The sequence below is a fragment of the Alkaliphilus crotonatoxidans genome (genome assembly GCF_054658015.1).
Window position 1 is genome coordinate 167,447 of the sequence record NZ_BAAHXS010000004.1, and the last position, 22,724, is coordinate 190,170.

General features: G+C 43.3%; 20 protein-coding genes and 1 riboswitch. Of the genes, 1 reads left to right on the forward strand and 19 read right to left on the reverse strand.

The window, feature by feature from the left end:
• Positions 1-47: 47 nt before the first annotated feature.
• The 19 genes from ACYQ1I_RS03210 to dhaK form a co-directional block, all read right to left on the reverse strand.
• Positions 48-2,588: a glycyl radical protein gene (locus ACYQ1I_RS03210; protein WP_459762405.1), complete on the reverse strand. Its 2,541-nt coding sequence runs from the start codon at positions 2,586-2,588 to the stop codon at positions 48-50.
• Positions 2,589-2,621: 33 nt separating this feature from the next.
• Positions 2,622-3,407, reverse strand: a complete 786-nt coding sequence (gene pduB, locus ACYQ1I_RS03215) for a propanediol utilization microcompartment protein PduB (RefSeq protein ID WP_459762407.1) — start codon at positions 3,405-3,407, stop codon at positions 2,622-2,624.
• A gap of 19 nt (positions 3,408-3,426) precedes the next feature.
• Positions 3,427-3,705 carry a BMC domain-containing protein gene (locus tag ACYQ1I_RS03220; protein ID WP_459762409.1) on the reverse strand — a complete coding sequence of 93 codons (279 nt, stop codon included), beginning with the start codon at positions 3,703-3,705 and terminating at the stop codon, positions 3,427-3,429.
• Positions 3,706-3,737: 32 nt separating this feature from the next.
• On the reverse strand, positions 3,738-4,022 hold the full coding sequence (locus ACYQ1I_RS03225; protein ID WP_459762411.1) for a BMC domain-containing protein: 285 nt from the start codon (positions 4,020-4,022) through the stop codon (positions 3,738-3,740).
• Between the two features lie 110 nt (positions 4,023-4,132).
• Positions 4,133-5,320 carry a methionine adenosyltransferase gene (gene metK, locus ACYQ1I_RS03230; protein WP_459762413.1) on the reverse strand — a complete coding sequence of 396 codons (1,188 nt, stop codon included), beginning with the start codon at positions 5,318-5,320 and terminating at the stop codon, positions 4,133-4,135.
• A gap of 165 nt (positions 5,321-5,485) precedes the next feature.
• On the reverse strand, positions 5,486-6,496 hold the full coding sequence (locus ACYQ1I_RS03235) for a response regulator (protein ID WP_459762415.1): 1,011 nt from the start codon (positions 6,494-6,496) through the stop codon (positions 5,486-5,488).
• Entirely contained in the window at positions 6,497-7,843 is a 1,347-nt protein-coding gene (locus ACYQ1I_RS03240) for a sensor histidine kinase (RefSeq protein ID WP_459762417.1), read from the reverse strand. It lies immediately after the preceding gene.
• Between the two features lie 326 nt (positions 7,844-8,169).
• Positions 8,170-9,732, reverse strand: coding sequence for a methyl-accepting chemotaxis protein (locus ACYQ1I_RS03245; protein WP_459765288.1), 1,563 nt, complete (start codon positions 9,730-9,732; stop codon positions 8,170-8,172).
• Positions 9,681-10,163 carry a PDC sensor domain-containing protein gene (locus tag ACYQ1I_RS03250; protein ID WP_459762419.1) on the reverse strand — a complete coding sequence of 161 codons (483 nt, stop codon included), beginning with the start codon at positions 10,161-10,163 and terminating at the stop codon, positions 9,681-9,683. Before ACYQ1I_RS03250 ends, ACYQ1I_RS03245 begins: the two co-directional genes overlap by 52 nt.
• Positions 10,164-10,272: 109 nt before the next feature.
• A riboswitch (cyclic di-GMP riboswitch) is annotated at positions 10,273-10,357 on the reverse strand.
• 248 nt (positions 10,358-10,605) lie between these two features.
• The gene (locus tag ACYQ1I_RS03255) at positions 10,606-11,871 is read right to left on the reverse strand and encodes a zinc-binding dehydrogenase (RefSeq protein WP_459762421.1); all 1,266 of its coding nucleotides are present in this window, start codon (positions 11,869-11,871) and stop codon (positions 10,606-10,608) included.
• An 18-nt stretch (positions 11,872-11,889) separates the two neighbouring features.
• Positions 11,890-12,822, reverse strand: a complete 933-nt coding sequence (gene pfkB, locus ACYQ1I_RS03260; RefSeq protein WP_459762423.1) for a 1-phosphofructokinase — start codon at positions 12,820-12,822, stop codon at positions 11,890-11,892.
• Between the two features lie 36 nt (positions 12,823-12,858).
• Complete coding sequence (locus tag ACYQ1I_RS03265; protein ID WP_459762425.1) at positions 12,859-14,733, reverse strand: PTS mannitol transporter subunit IICBA; 1,875 nt, start codon at positions 14,731-14,733, stop codon at positions 12,859-12,861.
• 14 nt (positions 14,734-14,747) lie between these two features.
• Entirely contained in the window at positions 14,748-16,868 is a 2,121-nt protein-coding gene (locus tag ACYQ1I_RS03270) for a BglG family transcription antiterminator (RefSeq protein WP_459762427.1), read from the reverse strand.
• 205 nt (positions 16,869-17,073) lie between these two features.
• Complete coding sequence (locus ACYQ1I_RS03275) at positions 17,074-18,468, reverse strand: PTS mannitol transporter subunit IIBC (RefSeq protein ID WP_459762428.1); 1,395 nt, start codon at positions 18,466-18,468, stop codon at positions 17,074-17,076.
• 303 nt (positions 18,469-18,771) lie between these two features.
• Positions 18,772-19,227 (reverse strand): GNAT family N-acetyltransferase, encoded by a 456-nt coding sequence (locus tag ACYQ1I_RS03280; protein WP_459762430.1) that lies wholly within the window; start codon positions 19,225-19,227, stop codon positions 18,772-18,774.
• On the reverse strand, positions 19,205-19,366 hold the full coding sequence (locus ACYQ1I_RS03285; RefSeq protein WP_459762432.1) for a hypothetical protein: 162 nt from the start codon (positions 19,364-19,366) through the stop codon (positions 19,205-19,207). Before ACYQ1I_RS03285 ends, ACYQ1I_RS03280 begins: the two co-directional genes overlap by 23 nt.
• Positions 19,367-19,475: 109 nt before the next feature.
• The gene (gene dhaM, locus ACYQ1I_RS03290) at positions 19,476-19,868 is read right to left on the reverse strand and encodes a dihydroxyacetone kinase phosphoryl donor subunit DhaM (protein WP_459762434.1); all 393 of its coding nucleotides are present in this window, start codon (positions 19,866-19,868) and stop codon (positions 19,476-19,478) included.
• An 11-nt stretch (positions 19,869-19,879) separates the two neighbouring features.
• A complete protein-coding gene (gene dhaL / locus ACYQ1I_RS03295; protein ID WP_459762436.1) occupies positions 19,880-20,509 on the reverse strand; it encodes a dihydroxyacetone kinase subunit DhaL in 630 nt (209 codons plus the stop codon).
• A 139-nt stretch (positions 20,510-20,648) separates the two neighbouring features.
• The gene (dhaK, locus tag ACYQ1I_RS03300) at positions 20,649-21,647 is read right to left on the reverse strand and encodes a dihydroxyacetone kinase subunit DhaK (RefSeq protein WP_459762438.1); all 999 of its coding nucleotides are present in this window, start codon (positions 21,645-21,647) and stop codon (positions 20,649-20,651) included.
• Between the two features lie 454 nt (positions 21,648-22,101).
• On the opposite strand from dhaK, the gene ACYQ1I_RS03305 reads away from it, so the two are divergent.
• Positions 22,102-22,608: a GNAT family N-acetyltransferase gene (locus ACYQ1I_RS03305; RefSeq protein WP_459762440.1), complete on the forward strand. Its 507-nt coding sequence runs from the start codon at positions 22,102-22,104 to the stop codon at positions 22,606-22,608.
• The last annotated feature ends 116 nt before the right edge of the window (positions 22,609-22,724 follow it).

Consider the following 22,724-nt stretch of genomic DNA (forward strand, 5'->3'; position numbering starts at 1 on the left):
CTTAAATCAATGTCAGATGGGAGGGCTCCCATCTGACATAATAGTGTCTAAAACATGTGCTCTGTTCTTTTGATAATGTCATCCTGTATTGCCTTATCCAGAGAGATGAATTGGGCACTATAGCCCGCCACCCGGATCACCAGATCCCGATAGCGTTCCGGATTTTGTTGGGCCTTGATCAGGGTATTTTTATCAATGACATTAAACTGGATATGCATTCCCTTTTGATCAAAATAGCTTCGAACCAGGGCGGCCAGGTTAGACAGACCATTTTCCCCCTGTACTGCCGAAGGGTGGAACTTTTGATTTAACAAGGTACCGTTGGAGGCAATAAAATGATCCAGCTTGGCAACGGAATTGGTGGCTGCCGTAGGGCCACTGCTGTCGGCCCCTCTGACGGGTGAAACACCGTCGGCCAGGGGTTGACCGCCACTTCTGCCATCGGGGGTGGCCCCTACATGGGTACCCATCAGCACGTTGATGGAAGCAGGGTACAGACCCGCCTGGAATCTTCCGCCCCTTGGATTCGTATATTTCTCAACCTCTTGACAATAGATGAGGGCTCCCTCCCGGGCCAACATGTCTACTTCATCAATATCATTACCAAACTTAGGTGCGCCGTGGATCAAAAGCTGCTGTATGTCACCTGCTTCCCCGATAGCCTTTCCAGTGGATTGCCCAAGATTTACATTAACGGCTTTTTTCAGGGCATCCATATCGGTGGCAATGGCACCGCTTTCTCCCAATACCTTTTTAACTGCTGCCAGCACCATTTGATAGGTGGGGTCTGCTTCCTCTGCCTGTGGCTGAGCTACCCCCTGATGGAAGTTGGTATCAAGGGCCTGCTTTAATTGGGTCAGGGTCAGCTTTTCTTCTTCAAAGACCAGTTTTTGTATGGCCATAAAGGAATCGCCCACATTGGCGACCCCTACTCCTTGGGGCCCGGTAAAGTTATAATGGGCTCCCCCCTCTTGAAGGGATTTTCCCCGGCTGATACAGTCGTCTACCATGCAGGATAAAAAGGGTAGGGGTGCCCTTTCGGCATGGGCCAGGTCAACACAGTTATCAGCCTTCACAAGATGATACACAAAGTATTCCATTTGCTTTCGGTAGGCCGCTACAATTTCTTCTATGGATTGGAAGGTAGTAAACTCGCCTGATTTGGGGCCCAATTGCTTTCCATCACACATTCCGTTGTTCAAGGTGATTTCCAAGACCTTGGCCAGGTTAAAGAAGGCGGAATCGTGCCACCCTTCGGTTTTTCCTGGTCGTTGAGGCTCAACACAGCCGATAATGCCATATTCCCGAGCATCCTGAATGGTTAACCCACGATTGATTAGAGCCGGGATTATCACTTCATCATTATAATAAGCTGGCATTCCCAGCCCCATTCTGCTTAGCTCACAGGCCTTTATCAGAAACTCGTCGGGAGATTTATCCCAAACCCGGATGGAAAAGGAGGGCTGTGATAGCCTTACATGGGCAGTGGCCTCTATGGCCATATAGGAAAGTCGGTTGGTGGCATCCTTACCATCGGCGGTCTGTCCCCCTACAATCAGGTTTTGGAACATGGGATATCCCCCGAAGGCCTTTGTGGAAACCTCATCTCGAACCTTGTTGATGTCATTTAGCTTTACCCAGATACAATCCACCAGCTCCTGGGCTTTTTCCTGGCTGATTTCCTTGTCTATGGCAAGATAAGGGTACATATATTGGTCAAAGCGGGCAGGTGAAATGGAGTGACCATTGGATTCAATGTTGATAATGGCGTGAACAAACCAGAAGGATTGACAAGCCTCATAGAAGCTACGGGCACCATTGGCCGGCACCTGCTCACAGACTTCAGCAATTTTCAACAGCTCGTTTCTTCTTTCCTGGCCTACGGCAAAGCCTGCAATTTTTCTGGCCTCTTCAGCATATCGCTGGGCAAAGGTTATGGCTGCATTACATACGATGATTACGGCCTTTAAAAATTGCTCCTTTTTAATATACTCCGGATCACTCTGATCGGCCCTGGCCATTGCTTCGGCAGCTTCATAGATAATTCCCTTGAAGCCCTTCTTCAGTACCTTTCCATAATCTACGGAGATATGCCCTACTCCATTGAAATAGTAATTGCCAACGGTGAATACGTTTGCTGTCATACAGTCTATGGTTTCCTGGGGCATATAGGAGGTAGCCAGCTCATTGGTGGTCCTTCCGTCCCAATAGGCAAAGACCTCCTCCAGCTCCTTTTTTGCCTCTTCAGATATTTGAAAGGCGTCTCCGTCCCGTTTTCCAATTCTGTTGAATTCATCCTTAAGCCATTTATTTGAAAACTCAGGAAAAGCTTGGGACGACCTGGGCTCCTTTGTCAGGCTTCCCACAATCAGCTCATCCTCTCTAATGATGACAGGAAGCTCATTTAATAGTTTTTCCAAGGCCTTGGCCCTTCTCATAATTGCAGGCATTCCCTCGGTTTCCTGATAGGACCTTGTAATAATCAATGCTCTTTCTGTTTCAATACGGGGAACGGCTTGAAGAATTTGATCCTTTAGCTTTTCTATACGTTTTGTGGGCTCACTGAAGCCCCTTGTGATTGTATCCATTTCGATTCTCCTTTCAATTAAAGGGTAGACTTACTAAATGTAGGGTTTGGTTGAGGAATTAGCCCTTCCTCCCAGGGCCTCCAAGGCCTTTAGACCTATTTCCCTGGCTGTAATAATTGATTGCCTGACGGCTCCTGAATCTCCACTAATCATAAGAATACCTTCATTACTGTAGCTGGTACCTTTCCCCGGAGAACTATAACCCACAACCTCTACATTGGCTGCCTTGACAGCAGCATCTGAAATGAGAATTCCTATGGCCGCTGGGGCTCCAACAATCAGCCCAAAGGCTTTACCCATGGGGGCATTAAAGGCTTTATTACAGGCATAGCTGGCCCTGGCAGTATATTGAAATTCCAAGTGTCCTGCATCGTTGCTGTACACATCCCCAAAGGTTCTTTCCAGCTCCTCTAGGGCTACCTCAATGGCTCTCCTGGCATCGGATACATCCTCTGCACCAAAAATAATTAATGACCCATGGCCCGCTCCGCCCTTTGTATCCCGGGCCAGCTCGATGCCAATAATTTCTGTATTAGTTGCCTTAACTGCCTCGTCAGCTGCCATAATGTGGGGTCCTGCCCCGGTGCGTCCTCCTAAAATACCAATTGAACGATATTTTTTATCGGCATTCATTACTTCCAGCAGCTGGGCATCAACATTGGCAATTACAAGTCCAATGGTGTCACCAATGGCTGTTCCCACAAATTCTGTCAGACAGCAGCCCTTGGGCTGATCACTCTGTTTTTGACATGGTTCTGGTTCCTGATTGATGTTTTTCATCACATCAGCCATGATCTTTTCAATCAATTCCTCTTTCATCTACAATTTCCCCCTCATTTTATTCTTCTACCGGAAGAATCATGGAAAGCTCTGTATGGGGTCTTGGAATCACATGGCTGGAGACCAGCTCTCCTACCCGTCCTGCTGCCGATGAACCAGCATCCACTGCCGCCTTTACTGCTCCTACGTCTCCTCGTATCATCACTGTTACCAGGCCTGACCCAATTTTTTCATAACCAATTAGCCTGACGTTGGCGGACTTCACCATGGCATCGGCGGCCTCAATGGCTCCAACAAGCCCCTTCGTTTCAATCATTCCTAATGCATCACTGATCATTTCTTACACTTCCTCTCTCAATTTTAAGCTGATTATTCTCTGCTTTCCTTGGGAAGAATCATAGAAAGCTCCCCATGGGGTCTTGGAATAATATGGCTTGAAACCACTTCTCCAACCCTTTCTGCTGCTGAAGCTCCAGCCTCTACTGCAGCCTTAACGGCCCCTACATCACCACGAATCATCACTGTTACCAGCCCTGACCCAATTTTTTCATAACCAATTAATCTGACATTGGCTGCCTTTACCATGGCATCGGCTGCTTCGATGGACCCTACCAGACCTTTAGTTTCTACCATACCTAATGCATCACTACTCATATTCAAAAACGCTCCTTTCATAATTAATTGCTACTTGTCTCTATCTTATGGTCTTTTTTCATTTGGCAAGTAATAATAATTTGTTCAATATTCGGTAAATTTTTTACCTGCTAAAGGCCGGCTTCCTTTCTTAATTCAGTTGATATTAACGTACTTTCCCAGGGGAAATTCCGATAACTGCCGCCAAAATGACCATAGGTAGCAGCAGCTTGATAAAGGGGCCTTCTTAAATTCAGTCCCTGTATAATTGCCCCTACGCTGAAATCAAAGTGTTTTTCCATAAGTACTTCAAGCTCTTTAAGACTAATTTTTTCTGTTCCATAGGTATTCAAATAAATTGATACGGGCCGGGCCATACCAATGGCATAGGCCACACCAATTTCACATTGATCTGCCAATCCTGCTGCCACAAGGTTTTTAGCCACATAACGGGCCATATAGGCCCCCGACCGGTCCACCTTAGAAGGATCTTTTCCCGAAAAGGCCCCTCCCCCATGGCGTATTAACCCACCATAGGTATCTACCATCAGTTTTCTGCCCGTTAGACCCGAATCGCCCCTGGGGCCCCCTATAACAAATCTGCCCGTGGGATTGATGTAAAATTTTGTTCTTTCACTAATCAACTCCCTGGGCAGGGCTGGTTGAATTACTGTCTCCATAATGTCCCTTTTAAGCATTTTCAGTTCTATATTGTCTCTATGCTGGGCTGAAATTACCACTGCCGTAATGGCCACCGGCCTGCCTTTTTCATTATAGGCCACCGTCACCTGGCTTTTTCCGTCGGGCAGCAGATAGGGAAGCAGATTTCTTTCTCTGACCCGGGCCAGACCACGACTTAGCCTATGGGCCAGATGAATGGGTAGAGGCATTAAATCCTCTGTTTCGCTGCAGGCATAGCCGTACATGATTCCCTGGTCTCCTGCCCCCATTTGCTGCCACTCAAGGTCTGGCTGCCCCTTATATTCCAGGCCACAGTCAACCCCCATGGCAATATCGGGTGACTGTTCATTGATGTTGGTGACGATTAGGCATTTTTCACTATCCAAGCCCGAGGCCCTGTCGGTGTAACCCACTGAGCGGATTACGCCCCTGGCTACAGAAGCTGCATTTACCTCTGCGGAAGAAGTAATTTCTCCCACAATCATAAGCATGTTGTCGGAAGCCATGGTTTCTACGGCAACCCGGGCCATGGGGTCCTGGGCCAGATAGGCATCTAAAATTGCATCTGATATTTGATCACATAGCTTATCGGGATGACCGGCTGTTACTGATTCCGAGGTTATATGAAGTAATCCCACTGTATATCACTCCCTTCCATGGGTTAATGGTAACCCTGCAAGGCCCAGTGGCAATAATAGAATTTTGTCTTGTTCATTATAAAATTTTGTCATGGTCAAAAAGACAAAAAAAGAAAGCTATTTAGCTTTCTTTCATATTTCTATACTATGGAATTAATATTAAAGCTATGGGTGACCTTCCTTTAGTCCTTCACGATACTGGGTTGGGGTAATCCCCTCTATTCCCTTAAATACCTTGCAAAAATAGCTGGATTCATTATAGCCCAGCTCAAAGGCCACATCATTAATGGTCATATCGCTGAATTTTAAATATTTTTTTCCTGCCCTTACTTTTTTCAGGTTAATATAGCTGACAAAATTAATACCCAGCTCTTTTTTAAACAGGCGGCTTAGGTAGCTACTGCTTAAAATAGCTTGATTTGATGCTTGCTGTAGACTGATTTCCTGCTTCATATTCTCTTCTATATAGGAAAAAACCCTGATAAATTGAGGATAATTCTGGATTATTTTTTGTCTGTATACTTCATCGACTAAATCAAAAAGCCAAAATTCAGCCAGGCTTTGGTCTTTACAAGTCCCTTCTGCGATCATGAATTTATTCTCATAAAAGGTGCGATAGCCCTTGTCCATACAGTGCATTTCGTCCAAAACCTCACAGAGTAATTGCTTGAGGGCATCGTAAATTTCCCTGGTATTGCCCTTATTCTTAAAAATTGTCTCAATTACCAGAGGAATCTCTTTCATGGTTTTTTGAAAATCACGGGCCGAGATGCTCTTAATGAGCCCTGTTGCCAGAGAAAAACCCTTAATGTGATTTTCCCGGTACTTTAACATAACCTCTTTAATTTTTTCCGGTGAGTAGGGCTTTAATAGATAATCATTTACGCCGATTTGTATGGCCTGCTGGGCAAATTCAAAGTTACTGTAGGCGGTGAGAATTATAATCGTGGTGTGCTTATTTTTATTTTTAATCCATTGACTAACCTGCAAACCATTAAAACCCGGTATCATAATATCCATCAGGACATAATCGGGCTTGAGGCTTTCGTAGAGGCCCATGGCCTCCTTTGCATTTTCTGCCGCACCTACTATTTCAAATTCCTCCATTTCATCAATGACAATCTGAAGGGCCCTTCTCACTAAATATTCATCATCCACAAGGAGTACCTTAAACATTTATATAAACCTCTCATTAAAATCCTGGGGGATTTTTATTTCAACAGTGGTTCCAATATTTTCCCGACTTGTTATATGAATGTCATATTCTTCACCATAGCTTTGTATCAAACGCTTTCTTGTATTTTGAATGCCTATTCCAAGAGAGCTTCCCTCGTATTGGTCCTGATCAAAATGATATATTTTCTCAATTTTTCTCGGAGACATTCCCAGTCCGTCATCTTCTATTCTAATCAAAATATCCTTACCATGGAGCTTGGCGGAAACATTAATTTGCCCGGAGGTTTCCTTGGGAACGATTCCATGATTCACAGCATTTTCTACAAAGGGCTGCAAAATGAAAGGCAGAATTTTCTGATTTTCAAGGGTCTTGTCCATGTTGATGGTGTAGCTGAGCTTTGAGCCGAAACGGATTTTTTGCACCTTTAAATACCGCTCTATATTTTCTATGTCGTCCTTTAAATAGACTGCATGATCGGCATTCTCCAGGTTATATCGAAGCAGATTAGAAAACAGGTAGGCCATTTCCTGGGTTTGCTTGGCACCCTCCACCAGGGCCAGGTTATTAATGGAATTTAATACATTAAACATAAAATGTGGATTTATCTGGGCCTTGAGGGCCTTAAGCTCTGAAATTTTCAGCTCCTTTTCCAGCTCTACCCGGGCCTTTTTTTCCTTCATCAGGTGTAGGTTTTTACGGTTTAGCTCCTCTTGAATAATATTGACAACTTCCTTTTCCACCAATTGATTAATGACAAGATAAACCAGCTCGGCCGTAGATACGATCTTATCGTATTCAACCGACAGGGTTTGATTATACTTATCTGTAAAGCTGGCGTCACTTTTCCATTTGGTATCGGATTTAACAAAATCACCAATATCAACAAAGCGTTCGCTGTCAGGGCATCTTACCTGGCCACACAGCACCGCCCCCAGATATTGCCCCCTAACTACAATGGGAACAGCAAAATCCACCAGTCCTGCAGGGCACCGATAGATATATGGTTTTCCCCAAATGGCGGCTTCCAAGCCTCCATGGGCATCTGAAAGGCAGCAGGTTATTTTATATTCCTCAATTTCCCTTCGAGCAAAGCAAAAGTCTGAAAACGATGTCCTTTCAGTGATGGGCTCACCTCTAAAATCCACCGTTACAAAGGCCAGCCCTGTAACCTCCGCCAGCTTCTCCTGTATGTTTTGAAGCAGCTTTAAGTCAACCAGGTCCTTTAAGTCAAATCGTTCGTGGTAACCCTTTTCTTCAAATATGTCATTTTCCTGGGGCTGTTTCTTCATGTCTTCACTTACTAAAGATGTATGGAATCTGGTATAATAATTTAACGCAGTTTTCATCCTTTTCCCCCTCGTATCTATAGATTTTGAAGTTAGTGGTTACATTTATGTCTTTTTAAAGCTGTATTAAGTCTATAATGATGACCTAAGAACTTTAAGATTTAATTAAGCATGTCATTGTTTTATGTTACTATAATGATAGCATAGGGTATAATGGTTCGCAACCATCTGGCCTGCCTAATCTATCATATGAGACGAGCCGTCCTATTATTATTGTTTTTGTTTTTTTAATTCAACAAAGGCATAGGTATCGCACCTATGCCTCGGTCTTTAGAAAGCCTCTATCTTTTACGTTGCTGCCAAAACCGTTACAGATTGACCATCTTTTATTCCAATTGAAAACGGTTAATCATTCCTTGAAGCTCCTGGGCTAAATTAGACAACCCCTCACTGGCACTGGATATTTCCTCCATGGCGGCGGTTTGTTCCTCCATCGAGGCCGCCACTTGTTGAGTGGATGCAGAATTTTCCTGGGCTATGGCTGCAAGATTTTGTAATTCCTCTTGTATATCGTCCTTCATATTTTCCATTTCTCGACTCGACACATTTAACCTTGCTACAATTTTGGCTGCTTGATCCATTGCCTCCTTAATTTGTATATATTGATTCTTACTATTGCCAACACAATTTAACTGCTCCTTTGAAATGTGTATAACCCGTTCCACGGTCTTAACCGCCTCCTGGGAATTCCCTTGCAGCTCATTAACCACCTCATCAATTGTTTGAGTTGATTCTGTGGATTGCTCTGCCAGCTTTCTAATTTCCTCTGCTACAACTGCAAAGCCCTTTCCTGCTTCTCCGGCCCTGGCTGCCTCAATGGCAGCATTTAATGCCAACAGGTTAGTTTGCTCTGCAATGGAAGCAATGATATTACTAGCTTCACCTATTTTCTGTGAGCTTTCATTGGTTCTCAAAATGACTCCGTTAATTTCTTCGATGGCATTGCTGCTTTCATCGGTGATTTTTGACAGCTGGGTGATTTCCTCTAACCCTGAGTCGACCGCCAGGGCCACCTGGTTCGACGCTGTATTCATTTCCTCAAGGTAGCTGTGGTCCTTTTCAATGACCTCACTTAGTTTGAAGATGTTATTGGTTCCGGCCTGGGTACCCTGGGCCTGCTCTGAAGCACCCTTGGCAATTTCTTCTACTGTCCTGGATACCTCTTCTGATGAAACAGAGGCCTGCTGCGTAGTGGCTGTTAATTCTTCTGAAACCTGTGCCACCTGTTCAGCCGATAGGTTAATTTCCTTTACAATATCCCGTAAACTGATAATCATATTTTGAAAGGCTCTGGCTAATATCCCTATTTCATCCTTTTTCCTAAGCATGGAAGCCTCTACATCTCTGCTGATATTGAAACTTGATAGTCTCTCTGCCTCTTCTTTTATGTTCACAATAGGCTTGGTCAAGCTGCTGCCAATTATATAGGCAATGATTGAACTGACTGCCAAAACAGCCAGCAACATGATAAATATATTTCTTTGCATGGTGGGTATCGCTTCTAATACCTCCTGCTGATTGGCCGTAATCACTAAAATCCAACTGGTTCCATTGACAGCGGCATAGCCTGCATAAAGATCTCGATTTTCAAAGTGATAGGCGGCTACTCCATTCTTTTCACTAAGCATCCTCTCAATTAGATTGCCCAAGGGTTTTAATTCCTTATTTTTCTGACCTTCCTGAATGGGGTTAAATTGATCGAAGACTTTATCACTTTCAGGGTGTCCGATGACGGTTCCTTCCCCATTAATCATATAGGCATAGCCTGTTTCACCATAGCCCATGCTATTAGTAATATTGCTGATGGCTTCCCCTTCCCGCCTGCCTATTAAGGCGCCTATGACATTACCGCTGTCATCCTGTATGGGTACTGCATAATAACAACTAATTCCTGGGTAGCTTTACTTACGATTAAATCAGATATATTAGACTCTCCATTTAAAGCTTTTTTTACATAATCTCTATCTCCTATGTAAAGGGTGGTCCCATTGTTATAGTAGACTGTTCCGTCAGGATAAACGACCCCCAGGGCCAAAAAATTCGTTTTAGGCAGCTGCCTTTGCAATATTGGCTGTTGAAGCTCCCAATCCATCGTTTGTATATCGCTTCTTCCTGCAATCATTTCCAGGGTTAGAATTTGAGTTTGCATTCTGCTTTCCGTTAGCTTTGCCCCCTCCCTTGCCATCAGTTCAAGGGTTTCTTCTGCCTCAACGGTCAGGGCATCCCCCGCCATAGACATCGAGAAAAAGCCAATGAATAAAGAGCTTGCCAAGATCAAAATAAAAAAGGATAGAACTAATTTTGTTTTAATACTTTTCATTTTTTAAACCCTCTTTCTTTTATGATTTATGATTGCTCAAACCTTGGTGAAGATTAGAGTGAATGTAAAGGAGCCCCTTTCTCTTTAAAACAAAAGGGGCTTGAGCAATCAATGCAACCGGCTGCCATATTTTTAACAAATGAAGGCCCATGGCTTTGCGTCCTAACCTTTCGATTAGTTTGCCCTCTATTGAATTAATCTAAGTACTTGCTACAGGGTTTAACAAATTCGATCGCGCTGAGTATTCATTATATGTCAGCTTTTGCATATTATCCTTTTTTTAATTAGTATATCCTATGCAATGCTATAATGCAACATTATATTATAAATTTTGTGTTTTTTTCGACATGAACTTTTATTTATAAATAGCAATAGAGACATACAAGGTAAGCCCTTATATATCTCTATTATTTAATCTTTTTCACTAAATTTATCTTTAGGTTTAAATTAATTTTTTATAATACTCTAGTAAATAGGCCTCTGCCTCTGCTGACCATAGCCCCTTGTGCTGTTTAACAATTTGAGCCAATTTTTTAAAGAAGGGGTCCGTTTTACCCTTTTCTTCGAAATCTGTGATGGCTGTCAGCTCCATATCCAAATGGGTATAGATTAGCTTTTTGCCCCCAGGGATATTGGGTAAATTCAAGGTGGCGTCGGAAACCGCATTAAGACCACCAATGTGGGTCACCATAACCGCAGGGTTAATTCTCTTTTGCGCCGACATTTCCAGTGATTCCTTCATATCATCGGTATTGCCACCACTGGTTCCAACGATGTGGGTCGATGCATAATGAACATTATAGAAGTTTAATTGGGCTGAAAAATTGGTATCGGTGGGGCCTGCAAAGAAATTCAGACAACCGTCTCGGGCCAGTATTTTATCGCCTTCCTCTATTATCTGCTTAACAGGTGCATAGACAAAAACATCGTTATAGCCCGTTCCACCGGTCAGCTCCATTAGATAGTCTGTAGAATTTTCGACATTCTTTGTATTGACAAAGATCAATTCTACCCCGTTCTTCCTTGCTTCCTCTGCCGTAAAAATGGTCTTAGCCCTTTCTATTCGTTCCTCGTCGATATCGGTTACTACCAATAGACTTGGTTTTTTGTCTCGATGAATAATATAGTCAATGGCTCCCAGACCCATGGGCCCGCAGCCTGCCAGCAATGCCATTTTACCCCCTTCTACAATTTCCATTACATGTTCATATTGACCGGTGATGGTATGATAAGTGGCATGGAAGGCTCCAATAATGCACGACATTGGCTCTGCCAGGGAGGCATCGTAGAAGGCTTCCCCTTCATAGGGCAGCAGGCACCCCAGCTCCATTACCTCCTGGGGAATAATAGTATAGGTGCAGTCTCCGCCAAAATATTGGTAGGAATAGCCTGGTGAGGCCATACTTCCCTTGTAATTGAGGGCAGGTTGAATGGCAAACTTGTCGCCGGGTTTAAATTGATTTTGCCATTTTTCACCTACCTCTACGATTACACCGGCAAATTCATGGCCAACAATAATGGGGTTTTCTGCAACATCTTCGGGTACCCTCTTATGGTTTTTACCTAAAATTGCAGCTTTATAGGTTGACATACAAATGCTGTCGGTAATAACCTTAACCAGTATTTCATCTTCTTTAATGGGAGGAAGCTCAAACTCCTCTAATCTTAAATCCTTCTCACCATATAATCTTACTGCCTTGGTTTTCATATACTTACCACCTCTCTATTATGCTTGTTCGATATAGGTTACAATCTTCTCTAATTCAGCGATCACCTCTGGCCTACCGGCTTCGGTTCCAGCTGTCATGACACTGGCGGCGCTGGCTGCACTGGCCAGGCGAATGGTTTGATCCATTGAATAGTTTTTTTCAATGGATACAGCCAGGGCGGCTACCATGGCATCTCCGGCTCCAACAGTGCTAATAACAGGAACCTTCATACCTTGAACCCTAAAAATCTGTTCAGGGGTCATGAAAACAGCACCCTCTTCCCCCAGTGAAATCATAATTCTCTCAACGCCATATTGAAAGATATCCCTTGCCAGGACAATGGCCTCTTCTGTACTTTCAATTCTCTTGTTATATAGCCTTTCTAATTCGTGTATATTGGGCTTAACTAAATAGGGCCCGGCCTTTAATCCTTCTTTTAACAGGGCTCCGTCGGCATCCAGTATGACCTTCGCTCCCATTTCCCCTGCCCTGTCAGCAAGGGACCGATAAATATCCGACCCCACGTTCCCCGGCACGCTTCCGGAAAGCACCAGGATATCATCCTCTTTTAAATTGTTCAGGGTCATGTCTTCCATTCGCTTTAAGTCCTCTACAGAAATGTCTGGCCCCTGCTCATTGATATCGGTATTGGTACCGACTTGGCGGTCTACTATTTTGATATTGGTTCTAGTCTCGCCTTCAATAAAGAGGAATTGATTCTCTATTGAGAGCTGATCCAATTGGTCTTTAATAAACTGACCTGATCTTCCGGCTAAAATCCCAAGGGCCTTGCTTTTTTCTCCCAGCCCATGAATTCCTTTTGATACATTGATTCCTTTCCCACCGGCATCCAATCGGGCACTGGTTACCCGATTGACTCGGTTAAGGGTAAAATTGCTGATTTCGATGGTCTTATCCACGGCCGGATTTAATGTTAATGTTATAATCATACCTTCACCTCAATTTCTAAAATTGTCTATGATCTCCTACTCTAGGTCAATGGTGAACTTTTCGTGTATGGCCTGGGGGTCCCTTGTGGTTTTAATCGCCTCTACAGTATCATCATCCTCCAGCGTGGCGGCAATATTAGATAATATACTTAGATGCTCCTTGCCGGCCCCTGCTATACCAATTACCAGATAGGCCTTTTCTTCACCAAATGCCACTCCCTCGGGAAACTGCAATACAACCATCCCGGTTTTCTTAATATACTTTCTTGCACTGCCGATTCCGTGGGGAATGGCAACTCCCTTTCCTATATAGGTGCTGATCTGCTGTTCCCTTTCCAGCATGGCCTCGATATAGGGTGCTTCCACATACCCTCCTTCAACCAATAGCTGTCCTGCCATCCGAATGGCTGCCTCTGTATCAACGGTCTTTAGGTCCAACTTAATATTTGATTTTTTTAATATTTCATTGCTTTCTTCTTCTGACACTGCCTTTTCCTGAAAAGCATCTGGGGCTCCTGCCTGTAGTCTGCTGATCAGCTGATCTAATTGAGGGTCATTAAAATAATCCTGTATCGATATATGCTCTGCCCCGGGTGCCTTGTTTTTGGCCCGATCAGTTAAGCTTTTATGGGTGATTACTACTTTTGCATCACCTGAAATTTCATCAATGGAGCAATTAATTACTTCAATTGCTAATCCCTTTTCCTTCAGCTTCTTCTTTAAGCTGGTGGCGGCCATGGCACTGGAGCCCATTCCTGCATCGCAGGCAAATATAATTTGATTCACTGTCAGCTTTCCCTTTTTACCCTTCAGGCCCTTAACCTTTTCCTTGGCCTCCTCTAGCTCATTTTCATCCATCTTATGGCTGGCCCTTTTGATAAAGAAGGCCCCTACCAGGAAGCTCACCGTCGTCGACACAGCTACCCCCGCCAATACCGGGAAGTACCCTCCCCTTGGGGTCATGGCCAGTAGGGCAAAGATGCTTCCGGGTGATGGGGTGGCCACCAGCCCTGCCCCCAGTATGCTGAAGGTCAATACACCACTGGCTCCCCCTGCGATGACTGCCAATATTAATAATGGGTTCATTAGGATATAGGGGAAATAGATTTCATGAATACCGCCTAAAAAGTGGATTATGATTGACCCAGGGGCCGATTGCTTCACCATCCCCTTTGAAAAGATCCAGTAGGCCAGTAATATTCCCAGGCCTGGCCCGGGATTTGTTTCAAGTAAAAAGAAGATGGATTTTCCTAGGGCCTCGCTTTCCTGAAGGCCCAGGGGCCCCAATACGCCGTGATTCATGGCGTTATTTAAGAATAATACCTTTCCAGGCTCAATGAATATTGAAGTTAAGGGAAGGAGCCCTGCATTTACAATTACCTCCACCCCTGCCTTTAACACACTGTTTAATGCCAATACTACGGGCCCTATGCCTAAATAGGCCAGCAGGGCCAACAAGGTACCAATGATTCCTGCTGAAAAGTTATTGACCAGCATTTCAAAGCCTGCCGGTATTTTTCCCTCTACCGCTTCGTCAAATTTCTTGATGGCATAGCCCCCCAGGGGCCCCATTATCATTGCACCAATAAACATGGGCACATCTGCCCCGACAATGACCCCCATGGTGGCAATGGCGCCAAGAACCCCACCTCTGACATCGGCCACCATTTTTCCACCGGTATAGCCGATTAACAGGGGTAGCAGAAAATTGATCATAGGGCCAACCAGAGATGCCAGGTTTTCATTGGGTACCCAGCCGGTCGGAATAAAGAGGGCGGTGATAATTCCCCAGGCGATGAAGGCCCCGATATTGGGCATAACCATTCCACTTAAAAATCTGCCGAATCTCTGTATTTTTTCCTGACTCTGCCTCTCCGCATGATTATTTGAAGTGATGATATTTTCATTCATGTAAATCTCTCCTGTCATTGATTGCTTTTGAATTGGTAGAATTCATTCAAACGACTGCTGATTTCCAGATAGGCTTCATCCCGTAAGCCTTCCCTCAGAAGGTTTAAAAACTGAGGTCTGTCAATGATCAGCTTACTTACTTCACTAATTACCTCAAGCTGCGCCTGGTTGCTGTTTTCTGGCGCCAGCATCACAATAACTAAATCGATTTCCTCCTTTTTTCCCCTTCCATTGGGATAGGACAGTTTGTTGATTAGCCTAACTGCCCCAAAGTATAGGGCCTTTACACTGGTGCTTCTGCAATGAAGCAGGCTGATTCCCTTTCCGGTAATCAATGTTCCTCCCTTTTGCTCCCGCAGCAGCAGGTCTTGTTTTAATTGATTTTGCCGATCCTTGTCATCCACGATTGCCTCACTAATCAAGGTAATTAATTCTTCTATTTCTTTTACACTGAAGCTTTGTAGAAAGAAGTGATCTAATATTTGTATGATTCCCTCACTATAGTAATGAAGCTGAATTAGCTTATCCTTTAGGCTGAGGGAAGGAATTCTTTTTTCACGCCCTGGTTTAACGACTCCCTTTATTTGACTGATCAATCGATCAATTTTATTTTTATCTACTTCTAACAACAGGGGATTGACAATTACCACCGGAATACTGGTATTTTCAATAGACATGGTGGAAATGATAAAATCTATTTCCTCCTGCTTCAGCCAGTTTTCCTCTACATGAAGGGTTGAAATGATATCTACCACCTGTATAATGTCATATTCCCTTTCTATTTTAGCTGCCAGAAGTCTGGAAGTACCAATTCCGCTGGGACACGCCACCGCCACCCTGTAAATGGTTTTCGGCAGTATTTCCCTTTTTTCGATAACTGCTCCTAGATGCATGGCAATATAGGCAATTTCTGATTCCGGAAGCTTTTCCCCTAAATATTCCTCAATCACTCCGGCACACTTTTCGCTAATTTTAATCAACTGAGGATAAAGGCTCTTAATTTCCTCTAACAATGGATTTCTTATATCCATTTTTAGCTTTAATCTCTTTAATGCTGGCTCAAGATGATTAACCAACCCCTCAAGGAGCTTCTCATTATTCCCCAAAAACTGCCCTGTTTCTGCCTCTGCTGTTTTAATAATTTCTCTAGCCAGTTTTACCAGCTCGAAGTTGCTGATGGTTGTGCCTGACCCTTTGCTGACATTTCCTCTGTTTTTTGATCCCATCAGGTGCATGGTGATATAGCCTACCTCATCCTCATGGATTTCTATATTAAAAAGATTTGAAATATTATCAGCCAGGGCCTTGGCAATTAAAAACTCTGAATTTTTTTTCAGCTCCTTTAAAAAATCCTGATCCATCGTGATTTTTTCATTATTTTTAATCCGTTTTATGGCCAGGGCCAGGTGAACAATTAAACCTACATAGGCGCTGTCGGCCAGTTTGTATCCCATTTCATCCTCTGCCTGATAAATCAATTCTTCTAATTTTCCAATGGTTTCTTTATCGATTAAATTCAATAGTCTATTCCTTGTTTTAATTTCAATACTCCCGAGATTTGCCGGGGCATTAGCAATGTTTTCCTTTACAAAATTTAATAGCTGTTTTTCTTCTACATTTTCATAAATCAAATTGACAATTGCCCTGCGTTTATGTTTTTCTTTGCCTTCCACATATACTCCAAGGCCAGGCTTCCTGATTAAATTAAGCTGATAGCCTGCCAGCCATTCTTCCAGCTTATCTAAATCATTGCTGATTGTACCTTCTGAAACATTTAATATTTTCGTTAAATAATACAGCTTAATGGGTTCATTTTTTTGTAGCAGTTCGCTGGCGATAATAGTCTGTCTTTCCTCAGGCGTAAAGGTCTTAATGGTATTTTCTTTTTCAATCTCAGCCAGCAGCCCTTGTCGTTGGTTTATTGAGCAATCCAGCCGAATTCCTACCCCGGTTTTTTTATCCAGATTCAATTCTTTTTCCCCAAGCCAGCCCTCCAGTTCCTCCAATTCCCTTAAAATTGTCCTGGTGCTGACCCCGATTTCCTGGGCGATGATGCCAATGGTAATATAATCCTGTTCTTTACAAAGCCTGTTTAATATATCCTTTTTTCTGGTGGTCATTTTAATCTTTTTCATAAAATTCCTCCCCATGGGACCATTTGGCTTAAACCGCCAGATAAGCCTTAAAGCTGTCAATTTAATTCTTTAATTAAACTGCCACTGTCTATCGGCTTCATTCTGTATTTTATTTATTATTTACGATTGTAATTAGAACTATTTTTATTTATGACTTTGGCAGGGTAAGAACAGTGGAATAGAATTTCCACTGTTCTTATTAATATTATGACAATCGCTTTAACAGCTCATCTACCTCCGGGCTATTCAGGAAATTTTTTATAGATATATGCTCTGCACCGGGTGCCTTATTTTTGGCCCGGTCGGTCAAGCTTTCATGGGTGATAACGATTTCCGAATCTACCGGAATATCTTCTATGGCGCAATTGATTACAGAAATATTTACTCCCGCCTTCTTCAGCTTGTTTCTCAGGCTGGTGGCGGCCATGGCACTGGAGCCCATTCCTGCATCGCAGGCAAATATAATTTGATTCACTGTCAGTTTTCCCTTTTTACCCTTCAGGCCCTTAACCTTTTCCTTGGCCTCTTCTAGCTCATTTTCATCCATCTTATGGCTGGCCCTTTTGATAAAGAAGGCCCCTACCAGGAAGCTCACCGTCGTCGACACAGCTACCCCCGCCAATACCGGGAAGTACCCTCCCCTTGGGGTCATGGCCAGTAGGGCAAAGATGCTTCCGGGTGATGGGGTGGCCACCAGCCCTGCCCCCAGTATGCTGAAGGTCAATACACCACTGGCTCCCCCTGCGATGACTGCCAATATTAATAATGGGTTCATTAGGATATAGGGGAAATAGATTTCATGAATACCGCCTAAAAAGTGGATTATGATTGACCCAGGGGCCGATTGCTTCACCATCCCCTTTGAAAAGATCCAGTAGGCCAGTAATATTCCCAGGCCTGGCCCGGGATTTGTTTCAAGTAAAAAGAAGATGGATTTTCCTAGGGCCTCGCTTTCCTGAAGGCCCAGGGGCCCCAATACGCCGTGATTCATGGCGTTATTTAAGAATAATACCTTTCCAGGCTCAATGAATATTGAAGTTAAGGGAAGGAGCCCTGCATTTACAATTACCTCCACCCCTGCCTTTAACACACTGTTTAATGCCAATACTACGGGCCCTATGCCTAAATAGGCCAGCAGGGCCAACAAGGTACCAATGATTCCTGCTGAAAAGTTATTGACCAGCATTTCAAAGCCTGCCGGTATTTTTCCCTCTACCGCTTCGTCAAATTTCTTGATGGCATAGCCCCCCAGGGGCCCCATTATCATTGCACCAATAAACATGGGCACATCTGCCCCGACAATGACCCCCATGGTGGCAATGGCGCCAAGAACCCCACCTCTGACATCGGCCACCATTTTTCCACCGGTATAGCCGATTAACAGGGGTAGCAGAAAATTGATCATAGGGCCAACCAGAGATGCCAGGTTTTCATTGGGTACCCAGCCGGTGGGGATGAAGAGGGCGGTGATAATTCCCCAGGCGATGAAGGCTCCGATATTGGGCATAACCATTCCGCTTAAAAATCTGCCGAATTTCTGTATTTTCTGTTGGGTATTATTTTGTGATCCAATCGACGTGCTTGCACTAAGATTTGACATGCAGATAACCCCCTTATTTAATTATGACATGATTAAATACTGACATTTCTGCAGAAATGTTTTAAATATTCTCAATATTAATTATATGTTAGTATACCTTGCTATACAAGCCGAAGATATGAGTATAAGTCGATAAGTAATAGTGACAAATCTAAATAGCTGTTAATACTGGGATTGCACGCCTATTTTTTGGAAAACGATTTCTTTCTTTGGGTAAATTGCCCTTCGGAAAAATAATAAGAGCATCCCATCGTGGCAGAGGTCTTGCCTTTTTTATCGATAAGATGCTTACTTAGTAGCATGTTATTTGAAAATAGTATAGATCAATTTTGGTATTTGCCGCTCCTTTTGAACTAGGGATACGACATGACCAACCTGTAAGGCCCCCATTTTTATATAAAAGTCTTTAGCCTGAGGGCTTGTTATAATTTCAATGGTCTTTGCTTCAGCATTGATGCAGTTTGAAACCAGATGCTTCCACAGCTTCCTTCCATAGCCCTTTCCTATAAATGTAGGCCTTATATAGAAATATTCCAGCATTGCTTCATTTCTATTAAGCTGAACACTATAGAAGCCTATAATTCCACGATCCTCAATGATATAGGTGGCATTGTCGCTGATTATCTGATCAGTTACAGCATAGATGGCTTCAAATTTTGTCATAAATTCTTTATCATACCCCCAATAGGCTTCTGATTCAATGGCTATCCTAGTTAATACTGCCTTTTCATCCTTCTTAGCCCTGCGAATATTTGCCATGTTCCAGCTGCCTCCTTACCCTTGGATAATTTACTTCAAAGAAATTTCGCCTTTTAAATGAATATAATGTAATTAATTTCAGGTTATTTTCTAATAGTTTCACCACAAATACAAAAGGCTGCAAATCAACATCCTTCATTTGCAGCCTAAATTAAACACCTATATGACAAAGCCATCATATAGGCTAATGGCCCTTTCAATTACATATAAGGCATGAAAGCCCACTTCAGCCTCAGCATTATTAACTACTAAAGTTTTACCATCCCTTTACTTTCCAAGGCCCCTAGCTTTACCTCCTCCAGCATGCTCCCGATTGAAGCCTGAACCGCAGCACTAATACTGCCCTCTACAATAGGTGCATCGACCAACACAACTCGTTCTCTAAGCTTGTCCTCCAATAGGTCTAGAGCCAGCTCGGTACTCATTACCGCACTGCCTAAATCCATTAGCACCACCACGCCGTCTCCTGTATCTGCCCTTTGAATGGCCTCCATTATTTTCATGGCGTCGGTACCAATTCTCCCATCCGTCGTTCCACCGGCCGCTTCTATACTTACATTCCCCTGGGTCATCTGATTACAAAGCTCAGCAATACCCAAGGCTATTTTTTCACTGTGGGAAACAATCACAATGCCTACCATTTTTACGCCTCCTATCGATTTAAAAGGGTTGCTGTTACCTTAAGCATGAGGTAGGCTGAGGTTGCTCCCGGGTCTTGATGACCAATACTTCGATCCCCCAGGTAGCTGGCCCGTCCCTTTGTGGCTCTAATGGTTTTTGTGTGGGCAACCCCTTCCTCTGCTGCTTTTCTGGCTGAATCGAAGGCACTGGGCAGCGATTCCCCTGCCTCTAAGGTCTTTTTCAAAGCTTCATAGGCCGGTATCAGAGAATCCAGCATGGTCTTTTCTCCCAACTGTGCCTTTCCCCTCATCATGATTCCCTGAATGGCTTCATCAAACATTTTTATTATATCTTCATTGGATAGTTCGTCTTTGCCATTGGCCACCGCTGAAGCCTTGAGAAAGGCCGTTCCATACAATGGCCCCGATGCACCTCCTACCGTGGAAATCAGTGTCATGGCTACTGTTTTTAGAATAGTTCCACAGTCCTTATCCCTCACTGTATCCAGCTTCTCAGCCACCGCTTTGAGGCCCTTGCTCATGTTGATTCCATGATCACCGTCTCCAATTGCAGCATCTAAATCAGTCAAATATTGTTTATTGTTTACAATAACCTCAGCTATTTCAGATAGAATTTCCAAGAGCTGATCCCTTGTAAGCATATTGATTCCTCCCCCGTTTCTTCTTTACTTTGGCACATGATCTGTCTGACCCCATCCGGGTCTAGGTTAATCTGATATCTCCTCGCTTTTCCCTGAGTCCATCTATTATACCTTTCTTTTCCCTGCTAGGGATCTAAATTCATAGCTGTTTAAAGGCAGGTGTATCTGCTCTATCATCTAATAATTCTCGGGTTTCCTCATCTAATTTTAATACAGTTATGGAAAAGCCCGCCATCTCCAAGGAGGTCATATAGTTACCCACCAAGGTTTTATGGATATGAATTCCCTTTTCCTTTAACAGCTTGTTTACCTCGTTGTTGACTATATAAAGCTCCATAAGGGGAGTGCCGCCAAGCCCGTTAACTAAAACCGCCACTTGGTCTGATTCCTTTAATTCCAGCTCTGCCAGAATTTTATCTAATAAATCCTTTGTAATTTCTGATGCAGGCTTTATTTTTTCCTTGTGGGTGCCCGGCTCGCCATGAATTCCTAGACCAACCTCCATTTCGTCGGCCTCCAGTTCAAAGCTGGGCTTTCCTGCTGCCGGTACTGTACAGGGGGTAAGGGACATTCCCATTGATTTAACATTGGCAATCACCTTTTCTGCCACCCGCTTTACTTCTTCCAAAGGCATACCCTTTTCTGCTGCTGCTCCTGCAATCTTATGAATTAACACTGTTCCTGCAATGCCCCGTCGCCCGGTGGTCCAGGTGCTGTTTTCTACCGCTACATCATCATTGATCACAACACTGGCTACATTAATTCCCTCTGCTGCTGCCATTTCTCCAGCCATTTCAAAATTCATAACATCACCGGTATAGTTTTTTATTACCAAAAGGACCCCTGCCCCGCCATCTACTGCCTTTACGGCTTCATAGATTTGATCTGGTGTGGGTGAAGTGAAGACGGCTCCGGCCACAGCCCCATGGAGCATTCCTTCCCCCACAAAGCCGCCATGGGATGGCTCATGGCCGCTGCCACCGCCGCTTACCAGTGCAACCTTTCCCGCAACAGGCCCCTTGGCCCTAACCAATACATCAAAGCCCTCTAATCGCTTTACATACTCCGGGTGAGCCTTAACGATTCCTTCCAACATTTCTTCTACGACATTTTCAGGATGATTAATTACCTTTTTCATTTTATATCCCCCTTTTTTAGCCATCGGCCTATTTTAAATTTCCTAAAATTAAAGCAATTGCAAAAATTATGCCATGGTGCGGCTTATAAATAAAATAAACTTAAAGCTGAATTCAGCCCCCTTCACTGGCCGATCAAGCTTCTTAGTTTTTATTTTTTAATGGGCCACTTTATTATTTCTATATCCTGTTTGGTAGAATTTATCAACAGCTTGGGAATTTTTATCAATCATCAGAATTAATATGGGGTATAAAATCCACCAATTTTTCTATTATTTAACTATTAGATAATATTTTTAAAATTCCTTCTGTCTTGTTCACTCTTCATTCAAATTTAAGGGTAATATTTATCCTTCTATAGCCTTGGTGTCATATAAGCTGTATAATGTAACCATAAATATTTTGAATTTAAGTGCTGTTCTCTACTCTATAAGTAAATGAAAGGAGTAAATTTTTATGAAGCTCATTAATTTAAGCTCCGATACTTTGAAATTAAGAAATACATTGGAGCAGGATTTAGATTTTGTCGTTGGTGCCGAGGCAGACCCCCACAATGCTCAATTTGTGGATCAATGGTCAAGGGAAAGGCACAAAGCAGCCCTAACCAACGAGGATATACTGCATTTAACTTTGGTGGAAAGTGACACCGAAGTCCCCGTAGGCTACATAATTATGGCGGGCCTGACAAATCCCCATCGTAATATTGAATTTAAACGGATTGTTATTGCCAGCAAGGGAAAGGGCTATGGCAGACAGGCCCTCAGGTTTATTAAATATGTTGCCTTCGAACAGTTAAATGCCCATAGGCTATGGCTTGATGTTCGGGTAAAAAACAGCCGTGCCCAGGAGCTATATCGATCTGAGGGGTTTGTTGAAGAGGGAATTTTAAGGGAGTGTGTTTATAATCAAGGCCAATTTGAATCAATAATCATTATGTCTCTTTTAGAGACGGAGTATCACTGACCAAACTTATTTTAATTGCAAAGCAAAACCCACAAAACAGTGGGTTTTCAAATTCTAATATATAGTTTCTACATCATTATATCCTTATCAGAGCCTTTCGTAATAATGGATTAAAT

Coding starts and splice junctions, on each gene's coding strand:
- ACYQ1I_RS03210 (WP_459762405.1), bottom strand. CDS start 2,588: ATGGATACAATCACAAGGGGCTTCAGTGAGCCCACAAAACGTATAGAA.
- pduB (WP_459762407.1), bottom strand. CDS start 3,407: ATGAAAGAGGAATTGATTGAAAAGATCATGGCTGATGTGATGAAAAAC.
- ACYQ1I_RS03220 (WP_459762409.1), bottom strand. CDS start 3,705: ATGATCAGTGATGCATTAGGAATGATTGAAACGAAGGGGCTTGTTGGA.
- ACYQ1I_RS03225 (WP_459762411.1), bottom strand. CDS start 4,022: ATGAGTAGTGATGCATTAGGTATGGTAGAAACTAAAGGTCTGGTAGGG.
- ACYQ1I_RS03235 (WP_459762415.1), bottom strand. CDS start 6,496: ATGTTTAAGGTACTCCTTGTGGATGATGAATATTTAGTGAGAAGGGCC.
- ACYQ1I_RS03240 (WP_459762417.1), bottom strand. CDS start 7,843: ATGAAAACTGCGTTAAATTATTATACCAGATTCCATACATCTTTAGTA.
- ACYQ1I_RS03250 (WP_459762419.1), bottom strand. CDS start 10,163: ATGAAAAGTATTAAAACAAAATTAGTTCTATCCTTTTTTATTTTGATC.
- ACYQ1I_RS03255 (WP_459762421.1), bottom strand. CDS start 11,871: ATGAAAACCAAGGCAGTAAGATTATATGGTGAGAAGGATTTAAGATTA.
- pfkB (WP_459762423.1), bottom strand. CDS start 12,822: ATGATTATAACATTAACATTAAATCCGGCCGTGGATAAGACCATCGAA.
- ACYQ1I_RS03265 (WP_459762425.1), bottom strand. CDS start 14,733: ATGAATGAAAATATCATCACTTCAAATAATCATGCGGAGAGGCAGAGT.
- ACYQ1I_RS03270 (WP_459762427.1), bottom strand. CDS start 16,868: ATGAAAAAGATTAAAATGACCACCAGAAAAAAGGATATATTAAACAGG.
- ACYQ1I_RS03275 (WP_459762428.1), bottom strand. CDS start 18,468: ATGTCAAATCTTAGTGCAAGCACGTCGATTGGATCACAAAATAATACC.
- ACYQ1I_RS03280 (WP_459762430.1), bottom strand. CDS start 19,227: ATGGCAAATATTCGCAGGGCTAAGAAGGATGAAAAGGCAGTATTAACT.
- ACYQ1I_RS03285 (WP_459762432.1), bottom strand. CDS start 19,366: ATGAAGGATGTTGATTTGCAGCCTTTTGTATTTGTGGTGAAACTATTA.
- dhaM (WP_459762434.1), bottom strand. CDS start 19,868: ATGGTAGGCATTGTGATTGTTTCCCACAGTGAAAAAATAGCCTTGGGT.
- dhaL (WP_459762436.1), bottom strand. CDS start 20,509: ATGCTTACAAGGGATCAGCTCTTGGAAATTCTATCTGAAATAGCTGAG.
- dhaK (WP_459762438.1), bottom strand. CDS start 21,647: ATGAAAAAGGTAATTAATCATCCTGAAAATGTCGTAGAAGAAATGTTG.
- ACYQ1I_RS03305 (WP_459762440.1), top strand. CDS start 22,102: ATGAAGCTCATTAATTTAAGCTCCGATACTTTGAAATTAAGAAATACA.